Raw genomic sequence first — 23,679 nt, forward strand, 5'->3', positions numbered from 1 at the left:
TAGAACTATTAAGAGGCACGAGACGTACTTGTACGCTCAGTTACTTGCTCGTAGTCTTTTGCGCTCATAATGGTTGCATCGCCTTTCATCATCCAGGTATAAACCGCAAGAGAAATCAACAAGCCGATCGTCCAGGCGTTATCCCAAATGATTTCTAAACCAGGGATTAATTTGCTGATGAATGGAATGGCAATCCCGATGAGCATGGCCCAGATTGCCCTTGTATTAAATCCGGTTTTGTATGAATAAATACCATTCGTTTTATAAAGCTCGGTTAAATGAATGCGTCTTTTCCGAACGAGCCAGTAGTCTGCGATCGCAATGCCGTCGATCGGACCTAGCAATGCGCCATACGTCCCTAGCCACAGGAAAATATAGTTACCAAAGTTTTCGAGGATATACCAAGGCTGCATCAGCAAGGAAACTACCCCTGCAATTATGGCACCAGCTTCATAGGAGAGACGGCGGGGTGCAAGGTTTTCTACGGCTCTTGCAGGAGCGACGATATTCGCTGCTACGTTCGTGGTTAAGGTCGCAAGGATGATACCGATCGTTCCCAGGAAGATGGCAAAGGGAGAGAACTTCGCCAAAACAGCTGCAGGATCCCACAGGGCTTCTCCGTAAATCACGACGGTAGCGGAGGCAACTGCTACCCCGATGAAGGAAAAGCCTCCCATAGTGGTTGGCAGAGAAGCCGATTGTCCAACGATCTGAGCCTTCTGACTCTTAGCATAGCGGCAAAAGTCGGGAATGTTTAGAGCCATGGTCGCCCAGAATGCGATTGCTCCTGTCAATGCCGGGAAGAATACTTTAAGAAATTCCCCAGTGGTAGTGAATTTGGAAGGAGCGGAAAGCATCGGACCCCATCCACCGGCTTTCGTCAGTGCCCAAACGAGGAGTGCAAGGCTCATGATGATCAAGATAGGTGCTGCCCAGGCTTCCATTTTTCTGATCGCTTCTGGCCCACGATAAGCGACGAACACATTCAGCAACCAAAAGCCGAAGAAGGCGATCCACAGATGGCCGGGAACACTTGCCCAGTTTGTCATCGACATGAGTAGAGTGTCAATCGCAGCTCCGCCAAACCAACAGTTGATGCCGAACCAGCCGGCACCAATCAATCCACGAGCGACTGCAGGAATGTGCGCTCCTTTTGAACCAAACCAGAGCCGTGCAAATACAGGATAAGGAATCCCAAACTTCGTTCCAGCGTGTGAGTTGAGGAGAATGGGGATAAGGACAATACAGTTCCCGAGAATGATCGTCAAAATGGCTTGCCACCAGTTCATTCCGAGTGAAATCAAACCTGCTGCCATCGCATAGGTCGGCAAACAGATCGACATACCGATCCAAAGACTGGCGAAATTGTACGAAGTCCAGGTATGTTCAGCGGTAGTTGTGGGACGCAATCCTTCATTATAGAGCGGACTGTCTTTGATGAGGCTTTCGCCTTCATTTGTAAGGGTAACGATCCCGTTTGATTCCGTCTGCGTTTTCATTACGATCCCTCCTTTTCGTTCCGTATGTGTCTCGCATCCGGACAACTGCCCCGGTTTGTCTCGAATACAAGTTGTAACATTATATTGGGGGAGATAAGACCTAATTCCTCAATTTTGACAAAATTGCGACAAGCTTTTAACGGAGGAAGAAGTAGCTTGACAGACATCTCTTCGCCCCGTATCATAGAAAAAATTTCTGGGAGCTGTACTGGCTATACCTTTTGCCAGAACAGTAGAGGAGAGATGATCATGTTGCAAATCGCACCTGTTACATTGGCAGGCAAGCTCGTTCGTCTGGAGCCCATGAGTCCTGAGCATATCGATGGTTTATGGGAAGCCGGGAAGTTTGAGCAAATCTGGAGTTATATGTCCATCATGATGAATACGCCAGAGGATACGCGTTTATTTGTTGAACAGGCTTTGCAAAATCAACGGGAAGGGACAGAGCTTCCCTTTGTCATCATCAGCCAGGAATCGGGGAAAATTATTGGAAGCACGAGATTTTTAGGCATTTCTCGCAAGGATCGTGGATTGGAAATTGGTTTTACCTGGCTGACGCCATCCGTGTGGAAAACAGCTGTAAATACAGAGTGCAAATGGCTATTGCTTTGTCACTGCTTCGAAGATCTGGGATGTATTCGTGTGCAGCTCAAAACGGATTCGCGCAATCTCAACTCTCAACGAGCGATCAAGCGTATTGGCGGAGTTTATGAAGGTGTATTGCGAAATCATATGGTCATGCGAGATGGATACATTCGTGATTCTGTTTACTTTAGCTTCATAGACAAAGAATGGCAGGCTGCAAAGGAAAAGCTGCAATTGTTGCTGTTTGGTGAATAAACGGCTCAAATGATTGTAGGTTGAAAGGCTGGATGTGTACAATAGGGAAGAACTACGTAAGACCTATTTCTGAAAGCAAGGAAAAGAGGATTATGTATGAGACTGCGTATCTCGCCGGCTGGCTATGTGCTGTTTACCGGGGATCTGGTCGCCTTCCTGTTATTCGTTTACTACGGAAAGTTGGCCCATCATTTGCCTGTTACATTTATCGGGATGCTGGAAACGCTGGCTCCCTTTTTGATCGGATGGCTTATCGCGATGCTTTTATTTAGAAGCTACATCCCACGTGCGTACGAAAGTGCAGGTCGCCTGTTACTTTCCACGCTATTGACCTGGACAGTAGCGGCACCTATTGGACTCGTCCTGCGTTCTTGGTGGACAGGTGTTCCGATCACACTGTTATTTACCGCGGTTACTTACTTCATCACTCTCGCTTTTTTATTGGGGTGGCGTGTACCGTTTGCGATCGTCTTCGCACTGAAAAAGCGTAGCAGTCGCACCGTAATGTAAACCCGCAAAATAAAGAGTAAAGTGCCGGCAGTTGGTTACGCTATCCTGAGAGGGAGGTGGACCAAATGGGCAAAAATAACAACAGTAAGGATCTCGGGAAAAATCGTGGGAAAACGCTCGATCAGGGTGACCAGAATACGAACCTGCGACAATCCAATCACAATGATCGCAATGAAGGAACAAGCAAAAGCCGCTGATTTTTCAGCGGTTTTCTTTTTTTCGTTTAGTCGCGATTCCATGAGGAAAAACGGCGACGAAGAGATGGTTGTGATATAATAGGTTTTGTTTTTTAAGCGAGTGGAGGGGAAAAGCGTGACGGAACCGATGCAAGATGTACAGCCGGTGACCTTGTCGTCACAGGCATTTTTAATATTGTGCCGTCTGTATGATGGATGTTACGACGAACTCAAGCAGAACGAACAGCTGAGCGAAATCGTCGAGTCGATCGCCGATATGCTTCTGGCTGGTGTAGAAACATTGGAAAAGCAAGAGGCGAAGCCCAAGAATATTACATTTCCATTGACCATGCAGCAAGCCTTTTTCTTGCGCAGATTAGTGGTGGAGCTATTAGCACATGCACCTCAGGGTGGAGAGGACAGAACAGCGGAGTGGTTGCAGGAATGCTTGACAGCCCTATCCGGAGGCGGTGTTTCATCGAATGCTCCGCTCTCCTGAATTGCATGTGATCACCAATGGTCGCCAAACACTCGAACAAGTATTGGCTTTGGCTGAAGCTGCCTTTTCCGGAGGGATGAGCTATTTACATATTCGTGAAAAGCAGCGGACAGCAAGAGAGTGCATGGATTGGGTTAAAGCGCTTTCCTCTGTCCTGCCACTTGAATGTATCATTGTCAATGATCGTGTGGATGTGGCAGCAGCTAGTCAGTGTCGGGGCGCACACCTCGCCTATCACAGTCTTGCACCGCAGGAGGCCCGAAACGTCTTAAAAGAACAGCAATGGATTGGCAGGTCTGTGCATTCCATCTCCGAAGCCGAGCAAGCTGTAAGCGATGGTGCAGACTATTTGCTTTACGGACATATTTTTCCAAGCGGCTCCAAGCCCGGTGTGCCTCCGAGAGGAACAGTAGAGCTTGCACAATTAACAGCATGTATGTCTATACCGGTTATTGGGCTTGGAGGAATTACACCAGAGCGGACTCATAAGGTTTTGGAGGCTGGGTGTGCTGGTATTGCTGTCTTGTCTGGTATTACGGATGCTGCGGATGTCAAGCAAGCGACATTGGCGTATCGCGGGGCACTCAATCGTTGGGAGATGAGAGAAGGATGAGAAACAGGGATTTGTTACGAGAAAAAATGGGAGTATATTTCGTGATCGGGTCTCAGGATTGCGATTTTTCCGTTGAGCGTACCGTAGAAATAGTACGTGAAGCATTGAAAGGCGGAGTGGGTACACTCCAGTTACGAGACAAAGGAAGCAAGCTTACGGCAGAAGAACGATTCGAGCTCGGACGTCAAATGCAAGCGTTGTGCCGCGAGTACAGTGCGTTATTCTTCGTAAATGATGATGTGGAAATGGCTGTTCGCCTTGGTGCAGATGGTATCCATGTCGGCCAGGACGATATGCACCTGCGTGATGTCAGAGAAATCGTTGGGCCAGATATGTACATTGGTGTGTCGACCGCAACCGTAGAGGAGGCAGTAAACGCTCAAAGGGATGGCACTGACTGCATCGGTGTAGGGGCTATGTTTGCCACTTCATCAAAAGCAGATGCTGGGGAGCCTATTGGACCAGCGGCGATCACCACGATTCGTGAGGCGGTCGGTAATAAACTGCCAATCGTAGGAATCGGCGGTATCACGCAAGAAAACGCCGTCCTCGTGATGAAAGCAGGAGCAGATGGAGTAGCAGTTATCAGCGCCATTAGCAGAGCGGAATCTCCAAAAGATGCGGCTGAATCCCTGCAGCAGATTGTACGATCTGTTTAGCACGGACAAGATAAAAAATACATATGGTAGTTTAATAAAACACTACCCTCGGATGATTTGGCGACAAAGGAGGTGGAGCCGATGAAAAATCGGATTTACCGAATCGGATATGAATGGGTTAGTAAACGTGAATTGCTAGAACGTCTTTTAATGAAGGAATGCGTATTGATCGAGCACAAACGGTTGCATCCAGCACCTGATGATCAAGATACGGAAGTCCCGCCAGAAGAAGAAGAGCATGCTGTACTCATTCGCAGTCAGCGCCGGCCTGGTGAATGGGTCACCTTTAACGGGTTGTACGAGATTCGTTCACGCGAGCCAATTCCGTGGATTGACTCTCCTCTGGAATACCACCAATTTGGCACTGAGCTCATTCCGGGAAATATTCGGAGGGAAAAGGCACCGCAGGGGCGAATTCCTGCACGGACGAAGCTGCAAATTGCAGCAGTCAGACAGGATACGGTCTTCGTCACTGTCCCCGGCCATCCTTCGCGCCGATATGAAATGTCTTTGGCCCATGCACGTTTTGCCAAGGACTATCCGACAGAATTGGAAATGACGCTTCAAGTTTACGCTTTTCCTCCCAGACATGATATTTTTGTTGACTGGTTGTTAAAAGAAGGGCGTAAAACGGGAATCATTACTCGCCCGAATCAGGAGCGCGTGGAAAAATCAGCTTTTCAAGTCTGGGACGATCTGCGAAAAGAGTACGGTATCAGTGTAAGTGCCGCGCTACTTGCAATTAAGCAAGCTCTGATCGTGCTGGATCGAGCGGGCGTAGAAACGGACTTCCCATATCCAGTTCAGGAGCGGTCTGATTTATCGCTGTTTAGCGATGCAGAGCGAGATGCGTTCTACTCCTTTCAATCGGTGAAATGTGCGATGGCTGCTGTAGCAGCACTGCTGACAACCGATCCCAAGGATCCTCTGCAAGACATGCTTCTCATGGATATAATGCTCGAACAGCAAAGGAACCGCAGACGTGATTAATGCGTCTGTGGTTTTTGGTTTTCTCTCCAAAAGTTGTATAATGAATAGGTAAAACTTTGGAGGGGACGTGACAAGAATGTACGTATCAATGAACAGACTAACAGTACCTGCAGATTATCAATCACACTTGGAGCGCGCGTTTGGAGGAGGCGGCGAGAGAATGAAGGAAGTGCCTGGTTTCCTGGAGTTCCTTTTCCTCGCACCAACGGAAGGCGATGAGTACATCGTTTTTACCAAGTGGACAGACGAAGAGGCGTTCAAAGCTTGGACCGAGAGTGAAGCGTTCAAGCGTGCACACGCAGGAACGAACCAAAACAGCCCTGTAAAATCTGACCTGCGCAACTATGCTGTAAAAGCTCATTCCTAAGAAGTAAGCACTTGTCCTTATGTGGGGCAGGTGCTTTTATATACAATCGTACTAACACTTCTCAAGTTTTTACCAATCATTGAAGAATAAACATTTTTTAACATTTAGTTGGCCAGTCATGATATGATTAGAGAAGTGACGTAAGCGCTTACGGATGCGTAAAAAATTTCATCTCCGTTTCATTCACATTCTTTATGTATTCCAACGAAACAATGCAACTCCAACTCATTTTTCTTACATGAAGGGCATGATCTTCTGTTGGTCTCGTCCGATCCGCTTTACTTCTTGATGTATTTACGTCCATAATAGAAGCAATACGATTACATACTTGGAAGAAAAAGCCTTATTGAAGCAAGATGAAAAAGGAGCCAGAGTGATTTGAAAAATCGAATACGAATGTATCTTACTCATTTGGCGTCTCCGCTAGCAATAGAAACGTTTTCTTGTCTTTCTGATGATTCGGATATCTCTGAATCCATTCTGGAGAAACGTGAAAATACTGAGGCGCTACTCGTACAACTCATTCACAGATTGGCTGACATAGTGGAAACAGAGGATATCTCCTCTTTGGACCAAGAATATAGGAATTTTTCTCATAGCTGCTTCTCTGGTGATGTCCGGCTGCCGTGTGTATTGAAAAGTATTCGGACTTTACGGGATATTATTGTTAAAAACTTAAACAGGGATCATTCCAAATTAGTGAAGTCAGATCTGGAACAAAAAGAGTTTTTGTTAACGCAGTTGATTGTTTATAGAGCTGCTGATCATTTGATGAAGCGTGTCGAACAAGACTTTCTTCAGGTGGCACAAAAGAAAGCCAATGAGAACACTGCGAGGGTATCGTGGGATGACGAGAATAGTCATGTAGTAGCAGAACAAGAGCTCGGTCACCTCGTGCTGCAATCAAGCGACATCGCGGTATTGATGATCAATCGAGACATGACCGTTATTGAAGCAAATTCCGCTCTTGTCAAGCTGCTCGGTGTAGAGCGCGAGCAGGTGATCGGTAAAAATATTGATACAGCTTTTCGCCCGCATGACAGTGAACGATTTATTCAGTGGGTGGTGGAAAAGGGGCAGTCTGGACATTATGTAGCTGAGTACAACGGAAAGTGGACAACGGTAAGTACAAGTCCCATTGTCTATAAGGGCGAGCTATGGGGTGCGATTGCTGTACTGCGCAATGTGACAGAGAGCAAGCGTTACGAAGAGGAGCTAAGTAAACGAGAAGCGTTGGCTGCGGTTGGACAATTGGCAGCGGGTATGGCTCATGAGATTCGGAATCCGTTGACTTCTATAAAAGGATTCATTCAGTTAATCAGAGAGCAAGGCACGACAAGTCGAAATGATTCTTATTTTTCTGTCATTTTAACTGAAATTGAAAGAATAGACGGTCTTCTAAACGATGTTCTCGTTTTAGCCAGATACAGAGACGACAACATTGTCTCCGAGCGTTTTTTAGTGATGGACGAGTTGTACGGAGTTCTGCGTTTATTGGAGCCCGAGGCAAATCGACGAGGAATCAACTTGGAGCTGAAGATCGCCCAAGGAGAGTGGTTCGTATTCGGGCATCGCTCTCGTATAAAGCAAGCGATTTTAAATATATTGAAAAACTCGTTTGAAGCATTGCTTACCCAAGGAAATCTGGTAGTGGTTTCTGTATTTTCCTCCATTAATGAAGTTGTGATTACCGTTGAGGATAACGGTCCTGGACTCTCCGAAATTAGTAAGCAAAACCTGTTTGTCCCTTTTTATACGACCAAGCAAGAAGGAACAGGGCTCGGATTGTCAACGACACAAAGGATCATCGTTGATCATGGCGGAGAAATTTTTGCAGACAACTCGCCAAAATTGCAGGGAGCACGGTTTGAAATTCGGTTACCGCTCGCCCGGCCTTGATGGGGATCAAAAGCATAGAGTGGATAAGTCTAAAGACGGAGCTTGAGGCCGTCTTTTCTTGTGTGTTTGCTAGGAGAATGGTCCTGAAGGAGAAAAAGTTGCAAGTCTTTCGGATCAATCTTTTTGTAACTTCTTGTCAAAGAGTGTCGTGCAGTGGAATAATTTACAAAAAGGCTGAACGGGAGTTGACATCATTGATCCGCTTGCTAAAGAAAGGAGAAAAGGAGTGGTGGTTTTGGGAGGCCTGGTATGAAGAAAAGGAAGCGCTGTACGCGGTTCATGTTGGAACAGTTGGGGTAAAAGGCGGCCAATATTCTGTTCTGACAGATCAGGCAGCAGAGAACAATCTTCAAGCCTTACAAGAATGGATCAATGAGATGAAGGCAGAGGGGTACGTTGGGGTTACAACGGAAGACCTGCAGCCTTTACACGTCCAATTTTTCCATCTGGATGCGGAGGACGTAGAAACTCGATATTTGATCGAGCAAATCCTGGACGAATGTTTGGGGATGACTGGCAATGGGCATTGCGATGGAGGAGATGACAGCAGGGGAGGACTCGTTTTCATTTGTCGGGTACTTCAAATCGATCAAGCTGTGGTCGACGTCAGACAAGCCCTCCGAGAAACATCATTCTTTGAAGGAGTGAGTTTGTTTACTTTTCACTCAGACAATTCTTGTATTATACTAACATAGTGCATATTGATCAGGAGTGTAATAATCAGACTATTTTACCAATTGATGCCTCAAAGCTTTGGCTACCGCTTGCGTGCGATCTTCGACTCCCATTTTTTGCAAAATGCGATGAACATGGGTTTTTACGGTTCCTTCAGAAATGAACAGGTTTTGTGCAATCTGGTCGTTTCGGTACCCGTAAGCGATTTGTTGCAAGACATCGAGTTCACGCTCGGTCAAGTCGTCCAATAATACAGGGGGATTGCTGCTTGGATCGGGTACGACCGTTCGCTGAGCTTGCAGAGCTTCTGCCAAGGCTTTGGCGGCTGTCACAGTGTGAAAAAGCGCCTCGCCCTGATAAGCACGACGAATCAGATCGAGCATTTCTTGGGAGTCTGCATCTTTTAGCATATAGCCAACTGCACCGGCACGGATTCCGTCAACTACGTAATTATGATTGTCAAATGTCGTAAGGATCAGGACTTTTATACTCGGGTGAAGCCGCATGATTTCACGCGTAGCATCAATTCCCGATTTATTTGGCATTTGTACGTCCATTAACACAACGTCCGGAGAGAGGACCCCGACCAGCTTGATTGCCTCATCTCCGTCGGATGCTTCCCCGATTACCTCCATATCCGGCTGCATTTGTATTACATAACCGAGCCCTTGGCGAATCATGGTCTGGTCATCGACGAGGACCACACGAATGTTCTTGGGTTTCGTTGTTTCTGTCATGATCGCATGCTCCTTTCTTCACGTTAAGATTGTTCTAAGGGAATAATGACATCTAGTTGAAATCCGTGCGGCTCACGGACAAAGTAGGCGAGACTTCCGTTCAATTGACGAATACGCTCCGAGATACCGTTTAATCCAAAGCCCGGCTTGATGGTGGTATTCGCAGTAATATTTCCGTCATCCCGAATGGAGAGAAACAAGGATTGATTCCGCTTCTCGATGACCACCTGAATCTCTTTGGCATTGGAATGGCGCAAGGAATTTGTAACCGCTTCCTGTAAAATCCGGTAAAAGGTAATCGTCAGCTCTTGCGATAAATGAATTTCTTGGTCTGACGAAATGAGCTCCATTCTGATACCCGTATGCTTCTCGGCTTGGGACAAAAGGGCACGAAGCGGAGTCAAGCCGATCGAGGTTTTATCCATGGCAAGCGTATGCACGGAAGAGCGAATCTCCTCCAGGCTTTGCTTGGCAACACCCAGCATATTGCGCACTGCCTCTTGTGCATCCACAGGACCATCCTGAAGCATGTACTTCAAGGCGTGGAGCTGAACAATGAGCGAAGTGAGACTATGCCCCAAGGCATCATGGATATCCCGCGCGATTCTTGTACGTTCTTCCAAGACCGCCACTTGAAGCGTATGCAGGGTAGCCTCCTGCAGCTGACCATGCGCTTCTTGCAGCTCTTTATGCGTTTTTTGCAGTTCTTCAAGATGCGTTTGATTCGTTTTGTAAGCTTCATTCTGTATGCGATATCCCCTGGCGCCGATGTAGCAACCGACAAAGGTAAGGATGAAGGGGATAACGTGTGTGATTTTTAACAGTTCGTCGAAATACAAAAGTAAGGTAGTAGTAGCACAAAAAAAGATAGCATACGCCAAGGAACGTCGACCATCAATATGAAACCCGATAAAAACAGCGAGTGGAAGTATCATACCGTAGCCATCCCCACCCGACCAAAGCCCTTTAGCAATAGATAATGAGCCTAGGAGGACTGTCACTAGCTCAAATTGGTAAGGCTTCCATTTCCTTTTCGACATCCAAAAGACGACAATATATAAAAAGCATAGTAAAATTGTAGTAGAAAATTGCAAAGGAGTTTCGCGCATAAACGCATCTGGTAGTAATGCTAACACAATCAGCACAGAAAACCAGATGATCAGTAAACGTTTTTGAATGGCTTTTACGCTCATTTTCAGCAAAGAAATAGCCTTCTTTCTCCAGCAGTTGTTCGCTTAGTTTCATTTTAGCATGGGGTGTCGTCTATCTCTAGATAGATGATGCCCTTGTTGAAATCATCCAGCTGATAGACTTTTCCTCCTGCTCCTATAGGTAAAATAAAGTAGGTAAATGAGCGAACTGTAAGGATGAGTCTGTGGTCATGTGTGAATGCAAGGGGAGGCTTTCATGAGAGAACTGATTCAGCTGGCTAAGCTTCAGAGGGAAGCGAGTGCCTTGTTTTCACTGCTTTCAAAGAAGGTTTTGGACACAGGAGATGTTACCTGGCAGCAGGTTCTGATCTTGGAGCATATTGTAGATGGTCCAAAAACGATGGGTGACATAAGCAAGGCTGTCGATCTTTCATACAGTACAACTTCTGGGTTGATCAACAGGCTGGAGCAGGAAGGACTGGTACGCAGGTTCCGGGATCAAACGGATCGCAGAATAGTGTGGGTTTCGTTGACCGAGCGAATATTTGACCAGGAGGGGATGGAGTTAGATGATCCTAAGGCAATCTCATCTCTTCAAGCTTTACATGAGTCGTTTGCACCAAAGAGAGAATTAACAAGCTGATTCATTCAAACAGCAACGGCTTTGTCTTGCTTTTGATTAACAGATAAAGCCAAGTTTGAAGAAAACCTCTATCGAGGCTTCCTCAAGAAGGAGCGACGGCGTTTAGCAAAAGAGTTGTCATGCGCTCCAGAATTTATAAGCTTCGTGCTTATAAATTCTTATACGTTCAAAAAGAAGAGGTGAGTGGATTGAACTTTTCAGAACTATCGATTAAACGGCCAGTTACAATGATCATGCTGACTCTGGCAATGATTATTTTTGGCTTTGTTTCTCTCCCTCGCTTGGCGATCGATTTGATGCCGGAATTGAATTTCCCGGTAGCCGTTGTGGTTACATCCGTTGACGGCGGATCTCCGAGTGAAGTAGAAAAACTGGTTACGAAACCGATTGAGAATGCCCTAGGTACCGTATCTGATCTGGACAGCATTTCTTCGGTGTCCATTGAAGGTGCTTCTCAAGTTATCCTCATGTTTAATTGGGGAACGGATTTGGACCAAGCAACACTTAATATTCGCGAAAAAGTAGACCAGGTTCGCGGTGCATTGCCTGATTCTGCTAGGGCGCCGCGCGTTCTGCGTATTGACCCGAACAGCCAACCAATCATTCAGTTTGCTGTAACCGGGGATCAGGATATCAACCGATTAAAAGAGTTGACTGAGGATCTGATTCAATCCCGTTTGGAGCGCATTGATGGCGTTGCCGCTGCTTCAATCAGTGGTGGACAGGATCGAGTAGTAAATATCGTGGTCGACCCAGCCAAGCTGGCAGCATACGGTCTATCGCTTGATCAGCTGCAGCAGGCATTGTCCGCGAGTAACCTTTCTGGTTCAGCAGGGGCTGTCAGAGAAGGGGATGAAAAGCTTAATATCCGTGTACAAGGGGAATTTGCAAATGTAGACCAAATCGCTTTGACCCCGATTAACGTAGGTGGCAATTCCATTCGACTCAGCGATGTAGCAGAGGTGCAGGACACACGCGAGGAAATTACCCAGCTCAGCTATGTAAACGGAAAGCCTAGCTTGGGAATTTCCATTACGAAAGCTTCTGGCGGAAATACAATCGAAGTTGCCGATGGCGTGAAAAAAGAGCTGGAGAAGATCAAGAAAGATCTGCCAGATAATATGCAGATTACAACCACGCTCGATACTTCGACCTATATCAAAGATTCGATCTATACAACTGCTGAACATGCCCTGTTGGGTGGTTTAGTCGGTGTAATCTTGCTGTTCTTCTTCCTCGGAAGCTTGCAATCCATGCTGATTGCGATCATCGTTTTGCCGGTTTCGATCATTGCTACATTCCTTTTGATGTACATGACGGGACAAACGATCAACCTGATTTCCCTTTCAGGTTTGACGTTGGGGTTAGGTTCATTGATTGACTTCGCCGTTGTAATGCTGGAGAACATTTTCCGCCAGCGCGAGCAAGGCAAAGGCATGATGGAAGCAGCATTGGTCGGTTCAAAAGAAGTTGGTACGGCGGTTATGGCGTCAGCGCTTGCGCAAATTTGCGTATTCTTGCCGATTGCTTTGACAGAAGGTATTGCTTCCGAGCTGTTTGGACCTTTGGCGTTGACGGTAGTTTACTCCCATATCGCAGCGCTCGTATTCTCGATCTTGCTTGTACCGATGCTCAGCTCACGCATTTTGAAAAAGGTACCGAATCATTCCAACCATGAAAATTACAGAGGAATCAACCCGGTTACTTGGTTCAACATCGGATTCGGCAAAGTGGAAAAGGGTTATCACAGACTGCTGAAATGGGCGTTGGGTCATCGTAAAACCGTCATGAGTTCGGCGATCATCATGATGATTGGTTCGTTGATGCTTATCCCAATGATTGGTGCGGAGTTTATTCCGAGCATGGACCAAGGACAAGTTAGCGTCTCTATTAAAATGCCGAATGGTACTGTCCTCGCGGAAACCGAGAAGGTCGCGAAGCAGGTAGAGGACATCGTAAACACCGTTCCTGAAAAAGATATTGTTTCTACCTCAATTGGTAGCAATGGTTCTCCGATCGCGAGTACCTTGTCCTCCAATCAAGCAAACATTACGCTGATATTGGTGGATGTGACCAAACGGACGCGTTCTTCCGATGAGATCGTAATGGACTTGCAAAATCAATTGAAGCCAATCGCAGGACCAGAAATTAAAGTTAGCGCCGCTCAAGGGATGTCGACAGGATCTCCAATCGAAATGACTGTTCGCGGAGATGACCTGGATGTACTCAAAGACATCAGTAGCATCATTAAAGGTGAAGTAGAAAGCGTACCGGGAACCAGCAATGTTTCGACCAGCATGGAGGAATCCAGACAGGAATTCGAAGTGAAGGTAAATGCTGAGAAAGCAGGTCTGTACGGCTTGTCTACAGGACAAATTCTCTCCAGTGTACGTACTTCTTTCCAAGGTCAAACGGTAACGAAGTACCGCACAGGTGACGATGAGATTGACATTAAACTCAAACTGCCTGAAAATTATCAGGAAGATATCAATTACTTGAACAACTTGCGTATTTCTGCACCTGGTGGAGCCCAGATTGCTCTAAGCTCTGTCGCGACCATTAGTAGAGTAGATGTTCCGCTGACGATCAATCGTTCGAACCTGACGCGCGAAGTGAAAGTGACGAGCGATCTGGCAGGACGCGATCTTAATTCCGTATCCAAGGATATTCAAGCCAAAATCGATAAACTAAACCTTCCAGACGGATATAAGGTTCAATTTGGAGGACAAAGTGAGGATATGGCCGAGTCATTTGGTAGTCTTGGTCTAGCTATTATCCTCTCGGTAGTTTTGCTTTACATGGTAATGGCTGCACAGTTTGAATCTCTCTACAGTCCATTTATCATTATGTTCTCGGTTCCACCTACCATCACGGGCGTACTCCTGGGACTGCTTGTGACTGGAACGACAATCAGCGTATCGGTGTTTATCGGGTACATTCTATTGATTGGTCTGGTTGTGAATAACGCGATCGTACTGATCGACTATGTAAACCAATTACGTGCAAAAGGCTGGGAGCTGCACGACGCGATTCTTCACGCCGGACCGATTCGTCTGCGTCCGATTTTGATGACGACACTCACTACGATTCTGGCGATTGGACCACTTGCGTTTGCAGGCGGTTCTGGTACAGAAACACAGGCGCCAATGGCTGTTACCGTTATTTTCGGTTTGAGCTTTGCTACTTTGATTACGTTGGTACTGGTTCCAGTAGTGGCTTCGTGGTTTGATGACATGGGCAAGAAGTCTCGTTTGAGAAAGCAAAAAAGGAAAGAGAAAAAAGCAGAGAAAAAAGCAAAGAAAATCGCTCCCGCTTTGGAATCGTAAGACGTTTGTGGGATGAGGAGGGACAGTTTTATGAACATAAGTAAAAAACCCGTCATTTTGGCGTTACTCGCCATTACATTGGTGGCAGGGTGCTCCAACCCGCAAGCGGCAACCCCGCCTACGGAAAATGTGGAGACCGTTACACCTGTACAGGTAGAGACAGTAAAAACAGGGGCTGTGAGCTCAGAAGCTGGAATCAGCGCCAAGCTGGCTCCGAGCGAAGAGGTTCAAGTTTCACCAAAAATGGGTGGAAAGATCACGTCACTGCCTGTAAAGCTTGGACAACATGTGGAGAAAGGGCAGCTGCTGTTTAAGCTGGATGAAACCGAACTGCAAAATACAGTAAGGCAGGCTGAAGCTGCATTACGTGTAGCCCAAGCAAGCCTTAACCAAACGGGCAGCAGCTCTGATCAAGGGCTGGTTCAGGCGAAAAATAGTCTGAAACAGGCGGAGACTGCATTGGCAGATGCCAAGGTTAATCAGCAGCGGATGCAACAGCTGTTTAACCAGGGAGCTATTTCTGCTCAACAAATGGAGCAAGCAAACTCCCAGCTCACGACCGCTCAAACCTCTTATGAGAATGCCCAGCAGTCTTTGCAAGCTGCTCAGCAAAAAACAGGCCTGCAAGTATCTGAGGCTTCTGTAAACCAATCGGCTGTAAGCTTGGCAAACGCACGCGAGCAGTTGGCAAATGCAACGGTAACAGCTCCAATCAGTGGCTTTGTTTCCAGCGTGTCTGGTGCAGTTGGACAAATGTCCGGGCAACAACCTGTTGTGGTGATTGTGAATACCAATCCACTTTTAGTAAAAGCCAACTTGTCGGAAGCTGATATTACAAAGGTGAAGGTTGGTACAGTCGTAAAGGTGAATGTACAGTCTACAGATAAAACGATCGAAGCAAAAGTAACGGCTGTCAGTCCCGTTATGGATTCCCAGTTAAAAGCGTACCCGATCGAAATTACGATTCCGAACCCATCTAACGAACTGAAGTCCGATATGGTAGTCAATGTAACATTCCCATCGACGACTTCAGAATCAAGCAATGCGCTTGTTATTTCACGCAAAGCTGTCTTTGATCGCGATGGAAAACGTTACGTCTTTAAGCTGGAGGGAGAGATTGCCAAGCTGACAGAAGTAACAACCGGTAAATCTTCTAGTGATTCGATTGAAATTACGAGTGGACTCTCCGCAGGGGATCAGATCGTAGTAAAAGGTCAAACACTCTTGCAGGATGGAAGCAAAACCAGTATCCAAAAGTAGGCAAATTGGTCACTTCGAATATAGGAAAAGAGGCGGGGATTCTTTCCGCCTCTTTTTTGTGCTCTTATGCACGCCAAGCCGCTGTTACATTACAAAAAAAGGCATTTGCTGTGTCATGTAAAAGCAGAAAGTACCAGCAAAAAAGTAACATAATAATTATTACGTAAACTCAATTGTCACGGATTTAAGACAAAGTGTCGGTGCTACTTTTGAAGTAGGGCAAGTTTCGATACAATAAGGAATATAGTGGATGAAACAATACGTCGGAGGTAATTATGACTGGAAACCTTTCCGTTTTTCTGGCCTTTGCAGCAGGCTTTCTCTCGTTTATCTCCCCTTGCTGCCTGCCGTTGTACCCCTCGTTCTTGTCCTATATCACTGGGGTAACCGTGGATGAAGTGAAGAAGGGAAGAGCTGTCTTCCAGAAACAGGCTCTCTTACATACGTTGTTTTTTATTGTAGGATTTTCCATTATCTTCATTGCATTAGGATTATCGACCTCTTGGATCGGCAGCTTGTTCGTCAATCAAAAGGACCTCATTCGCCAGTTAGGGGGAATTTTGCTGGTGATTATCGGTCTGGTTATGCTGCAAGTTTTTAAAATGGACTGGATGATGCGTTCGTTCAAGGTCGATTTAAAATCGCGCCCATTAGGGTATACTGGGTCCATATTGGTTGGAATGACCTATGCAGCAGGCTGGACGCCATGTGTTGGTCCCATTCTTTCCGGCATCATCGTCATGGGTGTGACAGATCCATCTCGTGCATTAACCTATACACTTGCGTACACACTAGGCTTTGCTATCCCGTTTTTCGTAATGACGTTTTTCATCAGCAAGATCAGTGCGATCGTCAAGTATTCTGACCAGTTCATGAAGGTTGGCGGAGGGATCATGATTTTGTTTGGCGTACTCTTGTACACAGACAAACTGACTGATATCACCCGCGTGTTAATTCAATTATTTGGTGGCTTTACAGGATTTTGAGCAAGTAAAGCAGAGGTGACGACATGAAAAAACTGTTGCTGGCAGCGCTGGTGGCTGTGGGTGTCGGATATGCTGTCTGGGACCATCCACAGGAATCGGCAGCAGTCGTAGCAGAAGTACAAAAGCCTGAGGTAGGATTTTTGGCTCCTCATTTTACGCTGACTGGTTTAGATAATCAAACCTACAAAGTCGAGGGAAAACGCAATAAGCCTGTGATCCTAAACTTCTGGGCTTCGTGGTGTGGTCCGTGCCGTATGGAGGCACCTGATTTACAGAAGATCTATGAAAAGTACGGCGGACAGGTCGATTTGTATGGGGTTAATGTGACGAGTAACGATAGTCCTGAAGCTGCCACGGCTTTTGTACAGTCGTATAAGCTCACATTTCCAATCCCGATGGATGTGGCAGGAACGGTGTCAAACCGATATTTGATCCAGGCATTTCCTACCACTTATTTAATTGACACAAATGGTGTCGTTCGCAAAAAAATCATCGGAATGATTGATGCATCCACGTTAGAATTGGAAATTCGTAAGCTGCTGATGGAAAAGCCAGCTTCCTAAATGTGAAGAAGTCACCGGACAAGAGTTTCTGGGTGGCTTTTTTCTTTGTCTACTTGTTCTCCCACGCCCATTTTCCGCTAGATCCCGGGTTTTGTATGTTTGCCTAAAGAGTAGGGTTATTCTCCTTCATAGACTGGAGTGAACCAGGGCAAAGGGAGGGAAACGGATGGCCAAGTCGAAAAAAGTGAAGAAGAAAAATACAAAACAGCATCCGAATCAACAAAATTTAAAAATCGTAACATCATCTACTTGTCAGGTATGCAAGCAACAATGTGCGCGAGGGTTGGCGTATCTGGAGCAAATGTCCCAGCCCGGTAAAATCGGATTCGGTGTTCCTTGTATCCTCACGAAGAAACAGACATAGCTTTGTTATCGGGAACCAGTTGACAGCCCGACATTGAGGATAATCTCTCTGACCAGGGGATAGAGAGATTATTCATTTTTGTCCTTCTTGGGAGAATCGTAGAAAGGATTGAAGCGGGTAAGGTGGAATAGTGATTAGGGAAGAGGAAGGAGAGAGGAGGCAAAGCATTTTGGACAAGCTAAAAGCGGCCCTACGCGAGGCTTACGGTTTTCATGCCCAACAAGTGGAACGGATCGCTTACGGATTATGGGAAGAAAGCTTTTCCGTTTGGACGAGGGAGAAACGGTACTACGTAAAACGTTTTTATGCAAAATGGCGGCTGCAAACGCGCTATCCGGACATGCTGAAAGGTCTGGCGTTAAGCCAAGAGCTACGTCAAAAAGGTTTTCCTGCACCGGCACTGATACTTACTATAGATAATGATTGGCTAGCAAATGTAGATGGAGAAACGTATCAGGTCAATGAATGGGTGGACGGCTGCTGTTATCATCCCGGGGAGCTACAGGAAGATGAGGCGCGGGCAATGGGAGGTCTTTTGGCAAGGTTTCACTGTCAATTTGAAAGAGCTGAGCCGTCTGCTAAAATGTTGCCATATGTTACTCCTGCGGTAGCTATACATACTTGTGAGGAGTTGCGGCTTCGCTACGAGAGTGCAAAAGGTGCCTTTCCTTCCTATGTGCGCTCCCTGTTAGCACAACAAATCCTTTTATTGAAATCATTGCCTTCAAACTTTACCGAGAACTTGCCTACTGCAACTCTATCTGGTCCATGCTTTCATTCGTTTTGGGTAGAGCAAGTTATTTTTCAGCCAAACGGTCAAATCGCTGCACTCGTAGATTGGACAGATGGAGCAGGGAAGCCGGGCTTGTGGGCACAGGATATTGTGACTGGCATCCATTTATCGGCACTCAATGAGACTGCGATCATCGCATTTTGTTCAGGCTATCAAAATGCGAATCGATTGCCTAAGAATGAATGGAAAGCGGTTTTCACCATGCTATGCTACGGGCATGTAGCCTCTACGAATTTTTTGGACAGCTGGCTGGTGAAGCATAACCGCCGGATGGAGCATTGGGAGAAGATCGCAAAAGAATGGACCTGCATAGTCCCACAGCGTTTTATTCGTTGGAGAGAACTCGAAGAAAAGGTACTTGATGCGCTTTTTGTCCAAGTAGATGACCAAGCTGCAAACGTCCAATACACAAGTAAATAAAAAGACTGCTCTATGGCAGGTTTATCGGCCATGTATTATACTGGAGAGACGGAAATTTGAATGAGAAAGGAGCCAACTCATGCGCCCATTACAAATTTCACCAGATACGGCTGTTAAGCTGGCAGAAGCTCTCAACGTTCCTTTGGAGCGTCTCATGCATATGCCACAGCATATTCTCCTGCAAAAAATGATGGAGCTTGCCAAACAGGAGCAAGAAACAGCTCAAGGGGATTCATCAGACAAGCAAGAATAAAACGCGGGGAGTAACCGTAGATACTATACATACATAGGAGGTTGGCTTATGTCAACGAATGTGGCTCACAAACTTCGAACCGGATTAAAACCACAAGCTTTTGTGGAAGGCATGACGAAAAATCAGGAAGCATACCAAAAATGGTCAGAAGCGTTTACGTGGACAAACGAAGCGGATCGGGAATTTTTCGCTTCTCTCGCTCATCGGGATGACCTACGCTGCTTGATTCTGGCTGCTGATTGGTGCGGTGATGTTATACGTAATCTGCCAGTTGTGCTGCATGCATTAAAAGATACTGAGATGCCTGTCGAGATTTTTGTCATGGAAGATCATTTGGACTTGATGGACGAATTTTTGACGATGGGCGGTCGGGCGATCCCTGTTGTCATTTTTGCTGATACAGGTGGACACGTACTTGCCAAATGGGGACCACGTCCAAAGCACGTACAAGAGGTGATGATTGCTTTCAAGCAGCAAAACCCTGATCGCAATGCACCTGATTATGAAGAAAAAATCAAAGTAGCACGCGCTGAAATGCTCGAACAATACGACGAAGGCACTGGCTACCAAGCTGTCATTGTAAGTGAGCTACGCGAATTACTTTCCTCGATCTAAATTTTTTAAAAAGTGGGCGGAGCTGAGTCTCCGTCCGTTTTGTTGTACTGACCACAAGTTATGAAGGAAAGGTTGAGAAACATGCATTACTATGGAAACGAAACGATTATGTCCTTGGAGCAAGTACTGCGATTAAAAGCATCGGAAGTTCGCATATTAGAGTGGGTACGAACGTATGAGTTTTTGGAAAACAGCTATGGTATTGATGAATCTGTACCTTACTTTTTGGAGATAAAATGCGAGTCGGAGGAAGTGCGGATTAGAAAAAACCGCATACTGGATTTTCCAGAGTTCTCCTGTGAGGAAGAGCGGTGTTTTCCCGATGTTGAGCAAGCAATTAGTGTCTTTCATGAATGGGCACAGGAAATTTTGAATAAACGGATTTCGTAGATTCTATTGACGCAATAAGCCAATCATGATAAATTAAAAGACGTCGCTTCTCACAGTTTGCGACTTTACATGATTAGCTTGGGGAGATAGTGAAGTGGCTAAACACGGCAGACTGTAAATCTGCTCCCTCCGGGTTCGGCGGTTCGAATCCGTCTCTCCCCACCATTGACTTTCTATGAAAATTGTGCTAGACTAGTTTTACAAAATGCCGGTGTGGCGGAATGGCAGACGCGCGCGACTCAAAATCGTGAGGGAAACCGTGGGGGTTCAAGTCCCTTCACCGGCACCATATTGTTAAGTAAAGCTCATTAGAGATACTCTCTATTGAGCTTTTTTGTATTTTCAAGAATTTTTAGCTGTATTCGAGTAACGTTATGATCTGACCACCCCTTCTGGCAATTGACATTTATCCAAATAAATCGTTGCGTTTTTTTCATTGTTTCCCCTTTTTCGCACAAGCTATAATAATGCGAGTAATGATAATTGTTTTCAATTAAGACGAGAAGGGAAAGGAAAGGGGCAACAAGTGTGAAGAAACATCGTGGAAAGCAAAGGATACTATGGGTAGGGAGTTTCCTCCTGTTGTTGATAATATCGGCATGCAGTACTTCTAATGCTACTAGCAACGTGTCTGATAAACAGAAAGAGGAGAGCGAGAAAACAGTTCAATATAAAACAATTACAGGTGAACAAGTCGAAATACCTGCAGATCCAAAACGAGTGGTTTATATCGGTCAGACAATTGGTGATTTCTTGGCGATGGGTATTCCAGTTGTTGGTAATAACCTCCCCAAGGATACTCCTAGCTACTATGAAGGTAAATTTGAAGGAATCGTTGATGTTGGAAATCCTGGTGACTTAGAGACGATTCTGACATTAAAACCCGATCTTATTATTAATGGTTATTACAAGGCAGAAGCAGAACATAATGAGGCGTTGTCGAAAATTGCTACTACGATCCCCTACAACCCAGCTCTTCCTTATACAGAACGTGTAAAGGAGATGGGAAATATCTTTGGCAAACAGAAAGAGGCAGCTCAATTGATTGCTAAGTTTGAAGCACAGTCGCAAGAAATGTTTGATAAGCTTCAATTGGCAGAAGGGGAGACAGCAACAGTGTTCTACCAGTTAGGTAAAACACTTTATGTGATGGGCGATCGTAGCTTTGGTGCCATTATTTATGGAGAGAACGGCTTTGCCGTCCCACCAGCTGTACAGAAGAGTATTATTGATGTAGAAGGCGTTTCTTTCGTTACGATTTCAGAAGAGGTGCTTTCAAAGTTTGCTGGTGATCATTTGTTTGTACTTGTACAAGATGATGATGAAAGTAAAACAGCAGCTGACCGACTGCTACAAAGTCCGATATGGGGAACTCTGCCCGCAGTGAAAAAAGGAAATGTTTACTTTATATCTAATGAATGGAATACAGATAATCTGTTAGCTTTGGAGCAATTGTTTAAAGAGCTTCCACAATGGATGAAACGGCCGTAAGAAATTATATCTGCTCATTACGTTCTTTAGCCCGTTCTTTCCCCCTAAAACGTCAACTCGAAACATGAAAGCTGAGCTATATTTGAGAGCATGTCATTATATGTTATAGTGATGATAATGAGAATCGTTTTTAATGGTTGGAGAGTTGCTTATGAATCTAGCATCCCTACATATTAGGCTAAAGCACTATGATAGGTTACAAGCTGACCAGATGACGCCAGCGATTAGTTTTAATGGGGGAATAAATGAAAATGAAGCGAATTTATGCACATTAGTAATAGCACTCAGTCCTGGTGTACGGCTGTATATAAATGAAATTGCATTCGATCTGCGTCAAGGGAGCTGCATTCTAGTTTTACCTGTACAAAGCTACAATTTGGAATCAAGCAAAGGGGAGGTGGAGCTTGCACGCTTTACCTTTGAAGCCTTTGAAGTAGAGGGGATGTCCATGAATCCGGTTGCTCATCCACCCTTGCTTTGTGGCTATCCCTATCATCTGTTGTTTTCTCGAGTGAAGCAAGTATTAGGAAATGAAGCAGAGAGGAGGAATCAGTTTTCCTCCTCTCTTTCCGCATCAGAAATGGCTATGATGCAAGGTAGGCTTCAGCTTATTCTAGGTATGATGGCTCTATTAGATGAGCAAGCTTCCTATTTGCAGAACGAAGAAAAGATCAAAATGATCCAACATACGGTACATTATATGGAACAGCATTATGATGAAGACTTGACAGTGGAGCAACTAGCTAATATGGTCGGAATGGTCAGATGGCAATTTAGTCAGCAGTTTAAAGCATTGACTGGCCAAAAGCCAACTGATTATTTGGTACATTTACGAATAAAGCACGCAAAGACACTTCTTTGCAATTCCACTGAGCCATTAAGAAAAATATCTCGACAAATTGGATTCAAGGATGAATACTATTTCAGTCGATGCTTCCGTAAATTAACTGGAAACACTCCGCGTGAATATGCCAATATCCATCTACATAATCAGCAAAGAACAGTTATCGATTCACTTGGCAGAAAGGTTCATGTTCCTAAAAATGCAAAGCGTATTGTGACGGATGGCAAATATACACTTGGAGAACTATTAGTCCTAGGCATATCTCCTATAGGAGCGGCTATCTCTATGAAAGAGAATGTGATTTATCACAATAAGTTACGTAATATTCATAATATCGGGCACTGGGCAGATCCTGATAAAATAGCACAGCTGCAGCCCGAGTTTGTATTGCTTAGCTATTATCATCCTGCCCATGATTTACAAGTACTAGATGCGATCGCTCCTACAGTTGTACTGGACAATAAGTTTAGACTTTTTGAGCGCTTACGGTATATTGCCAAACTATTTGAACGTAGTAAAGAGGCGGAGAAGTGGATCACTACATATGAGGACAAAGTAAGACTAGTACGTAGACAATTAGCAGATGATTATACTACTGGGGAAACGGCTACAGTTTATCTTAAGTTAGGTACAAAATTTTATATAATGGGTCAAAATGGGTTTGCTGCCTCCTTGTATGAATCACTTGGCTTTCGTCCATCTGCCCAAGTGAAGCACCTAATCGAGCAAGGGCAAGCATGGATAGAAATTCAGCAGTATCAATTGAATCACTATGCTGGGGATCGCAACTTCATCTTGGCATCTCGCTCAGAATTACAAACAGTTGCTCAGTGTCCACAGATTGCAGCTATAGCCAAGTTGACTCCTGGTAAAATTCATTTTATGGATGCTATATGGAATTATGATGATCCCATCACACGTGGACGGTTGTTAGAGGTGTTGCCGTATATTTTTAGGAGGAAAATGATGTAATCAGGATTGTACATTGCATCATAACCTACTATTTGAACAAGATTCGTGGTACCTGCGATCATTTGGGTCGTAGTCTATTTTAATGGGAATTAATCGAATCGGGGTAAGTTCAACTCTTATTAACGAGGAGATTCGACCGTGGCC

Annotated in this window: 25 protein-coding genes and 2 tRNA genes; 24 read left to right on the forward strand and 3 right to left on the reverse strand. The window is 45.4% G+C overall.

The features are described 5' to 3' along the window. Nucleotides 1-8: 8 nt before the first annotated feature. A complete protein-coding gene (locus tag C3B52_RS11115; RefSeq protein WP_103106143.1) occupies nucleotides 9-1,499 on the reverse strand; it encodes an NCS1 family nucleobase:cation symporter-1 in 1,491 nt (496 codons plus the stop codon). 249 nt (nucleotides 1,500-1,748) lie between these two features. Here C3B52_RS11115 and C3B52_RS11120 point away from each other — a divergent pair, with 249 nt between their 5' ends. The 10 genes from C3B52_RS11120 (at nucleotide 1,749) to C3B52_RS11160 (ending at nucleotide 8,747) form a co-directional block, all read left to right on the forward strand. Then, the gene (locus C3B52_RS11120) at nucleotides 1,749-2,339 is read left to right on the forward strand and encodes a GNAT family N-acetyltransferase (RefSeq protein ID WP_103106144.1); all 591 of its coding nucleotides are present in this window, start codon (nucleotides 1,749-1,751) and stop codon (nucleotides 2,337-2,339) included. Nucleotides 2,340-2,435: 96 nt separating this feature from the next. After that, complete coding sequence (locus tag C3B52_RS11125) at nucleotides 2,436-2,849, forward strand: DUF3054 domain-containing protein (protein ID WP_103106145.1); 414 nt, start codon at nucleotides 2,436-2,438, stop codon at nucleotides 2,847-2,849. 65 nt (nucleotides 2,850-2,914) lie between these two features. Further along, entirely contained in the window at nucleotides 2,915-3,046 is a 132-nt protein-coding gene (locus C3B52_RS37765) for a hypothetical protein (protein ID WP_268811882.1), read from the forward strand. Nucleotides 3,047-3,161: 115 nt separating this feature from the next. Next, nucleotides 3,162-3,524, forward strand: a complete 363-nt coding sequence (locus tag C3B52_RS11130) for a hypothetical protein (RefSeq protein ID WP_103106146.1) — start codon at nucleotides 3,162-3,164, stop codon at nucleotides 3,522-3,524. Continuing rightward, nucleotides 3,508-4,137 carry a thiamine phosphate synthase gene (locus tag C3B52_RS11135; RefSeq protein ID WP_103106147.1) on the forward strand — a complete coding sequence of 210 codons (630 nt, stop codon included), beginning with the start codon at nucleotides 3,508-3,510 and terminating at the stop codon, nucleotides 4,135-4,137. The genes C3B52_RS11130 and C3B52_RS11135 overlap by 17 nt, the downstream gene beginning before the upstream one ends. Then, a complete protein-coding gene (thiE, locus tag C3B52_RS11140) occupies nucleotides 4,134-4,796 on the forward strand; it encodes a thiamine phosphate synthase (RefSeq protein WP_103106148.1) in 663 nt (220 codons plus the stop codon). Before C3B52_RS11135 ends, thiE begins: the two co-directional genes overlap by 4 nt. Before the next feature lie 81 nt (nucleotides 4,797-4,877). After that, complete coding sequence (locus C3B52_RS11145) at nucleotides 4,878-5,786, forward strand: hypothetical protein (RefSeq protein WP_103106149.1); 909 nt, start codon at nucleotides 4,878-4,880, stop codon at nucleotides 5,784-5,786. Between the two features lie 76 nt (nucleotides 5,787-5,862). Beyond that, a complete protein-coding gene (locus C3B52_RS11150) occupies nucleotides 5,863-6,153 on the forward strand; it encodes an antibiotic biosynthesis monooxygenase family protein (protein ID WP_103106150.1) in 291 nt (96 codons plus the stop codon). A 699-nt stretch (nucleotides 6,154-6,852) separates the two neighbouring features. Further along, nucleotides 6,853-8,052, forward strand: coding sequence for a two-component system sensor histidine kinase NtrB (locus tag C3B52_RS11155; protein WP_235615670.1), 1,200 nt, complete (start codon nucleotides 6,853-6,855; stop codon nucleotides 8,050-8,052). Between the two features lie 194 nt (nucleotides 8,053-8,246). Next, nucleotides 8,247-8,747 carry a hypothetical protein gene (locus C3B52_RS11160; RefSeq protein WP_201264868.1) on the forward strand — a complete coding sequence of 167 codons (501 nt, stop codon included), beginning with the start codon at nucleotides 8,247-8,249 and terminating at the stop codon, nucleotides 8,745-8,747. A 30-nt stretch (nucleotides 8,748-8,777) separates the two neighbouring features. Here the strand turns inward: C3B52_RS11160 and C3B52_RS11165 are convergent, their stop codons facing one another. Then, a complete protein-coding gene (locus tag C3B52_RS11165) occupies nucleotides 8,778-9,464 on the reverse strand; it encodes a response regulator (RefSeq protein WP_103106152.1) in 687 nt (228 codons plus the stop codon). 23 nt (nucleotides 9,465-9,487) lie between these two features. Then, complete coding sequence (locus C3B52_RS11170) at nucleotides 9,488-10,657, reverse strand: sensor histidine kinase (protein WP_103106199.1); 1,170 nt, start codon at nucleotides 10,655-10,657, stop codon at nucleotides 9,488-9,490. Between the two features lie 214 nt (nucleotides 10,658-10,871). Here C3B52_RS11170 and C3B52_RS11175 point away from each other — a divergent pair, with 214 nt between their 5' ends. From C3B52_RS11175 to C3B52_RS11240, 14 genes are all read left to right on the forward strand, one after another. Further along, nucleotides 10,872-11,258, forward strand: a complete 387-nt coding sequence (locus tag C3B52_RS11175) for a MarR family winged helix-turn-helix transcriptional regulator (protein WP_103106153.1) — start codon at nucleotides 10,872-10,874, stop codon at nucleotides 11,256-11,258. Between the two features lie 188 nt (nucleotides 11,259-11,446). After that, nucleotides 11,447-14,584, forward strand: coding sequence for an efflux RND transporter permease subunit (locus C3B52_RS11180; protein WP_103106200.1), 3,138 nt, complete (start codon nucleotides 11,447-11,449; stop codon nucleotides 14,582-14,584). A 30-nt stretch (nucleotides 14,585-14,614) separates the two neighbouring features. Beyond that, nucleotides 14,615-15,844: an efflux RND transporter periplasmic adaptor subunit gene (locus C3B52_RS11185; RefSeq protein WP_103106154.1), complete on the forward strand. Its 1,230-nt coding sequence runs from the start codon at nucleotides 14,615-14,617 to the stop codon at nucleotides 15,842-15,844. A gap of 275 nt (nucleotides 15,845-16,119) precedes the next feature. Further along, a complete protein-coding gene (locus C3B52_RS11190) occupies nucleotides 16,120-16,830 on the forward strand; it encodes a cytochrome c biogenesis CcdA family protein (RefSeq protein ID WP_049739254.1) in 711 nt (236 codons plus the stop codon). A 23-nt stretch (nucleotides 16,831-16,853) separates the two neighbouring features. Next, nucleotides 16,854-17,393 (forward strand): TlpA family protein disulfide reductase, encoded by a 540-nt coding sequence (locus C3B52_RS11195; protein ID WP_103106155.1) that lies wholly within the window; start codon nucleotides 16,854-16,856, stop codon nucleotides 17,391-17,393. Nucleotides 17,394-17,559: 166 nt separating this feature from the next. Beyond that, on the forward strand, nucleotides 17,560-17,757 hold the full coding sequence (locus C3B52_RS11200; RefSeq protein ID WP_103106156.1) for a hypothetical protein: 198 nt from the start codon (nucleotides 17,560-17,562) through the stop codon (nucleotides 17,755-17,757). Nucleotides 17,758-17,926: 169 nt separating this feature from the next. Next, the gene (locus C3B52_RS11205; RefSeq protein ID WP_164684747.1) at nucleotides 17,927-18,970 is read left to right on the forward strand and encodes a phosphotransferase enzyme family protein; all 1,044 of its coding nucleotides are present in this window, start codon (nucleotides 17,927-17,929) and stop codon (nucleotides 18,968-18,970) included. A gap of 79 nt (nucleotides 18,971-19,049) precedes the next feature. Then, nucleotides 19,050-19,223 (forward strand): YycC family protein, encoded by a 174-nt coding sequence (locus tag C3B52_RS11210; RefSeq protein WP_103106158.1) that lies wholly within the window; start codon nucleotides 19,050-19,052, stop codon nucleotides 19,221-19,223. Between the two features lie 48 nt (nucleotides 19,224-19,271). After that, nucleotides 19,272-19,838 carry a thioredoxin family protein gene (locus tag C3B52_RS11215; RefSeq protein WP_103106159.1) on the forward strand — a complete coding sequence of 189 codons (567 nt, stop codon included), beginning with the start codon at nucleotides 19,272-19,274 and terminating at the stop codon, nucleotides 19,836-19,838. A gap of 81 nt (nucleotides 19,839-19,919) precedes the next feature. After that, a complete protein-coding gene (locus C3B52_RS11220; protein ID WP_103106160.1) occupies nucleotides 19,920-20,228 on the forward strand; it encodes a hypothetical protein in 309 nt (102 codons plus the stop codon). Nucleotides 20,229-20,308: 80 nt separating this feature from the next. Beyond that, a tRNA-Tyr gene (locus C3B52_RS11225) sits at nucleotides 20,309-20,393 on the forward strand. A 42-nt stretch (nucleotides 20,394-20,435) separates the two neighbouring features. After that, nucleotides 20,436-20,517: transfer RNA gene (locus tag C3B52_RS11230), tRNA-Leu, on the forward strand. Nucleotides 20,518-20,756: 239 nt separating this feature from the next. Continuing rightward, the gene (locus C3B52_RS11235) at nucleotides 20,757-21,719 is read left to right on the forward strand and encodes an ABC transporter substrate-binding protein (RefSeq protein ID WP_103106161.1); all 963 of its coding nucleotides are present in this window, start codon (nucleotides 20,757-20,759) and stop codon (nucleotides 21,717-21,719) included. Nucleotides 21,720-21,870: 151 nt separating this feature from the next. Further along, entirely contained in the window at nucleotides 21,871-23,535 is a 1,665-nt protein-coding gene (locus tag C3B52_RS11240) for an AraC family transcriptional regulator (protein ID WP_103106162.1), read from the forward strand. Nucleotides 23,536-23,679: the final 144 nt, after the last annotated feature.

Origin of the sequence: Brevibacillus reuszeri, from assembly GCF_002897295.1 — a bacterium.
Classification (GTDB): Bacteria; Bacillota; Bacilli; order Brevibacillales; family Brevibacillaceae; genus Brevibacillus; species Brevibacillus reuszeri_A.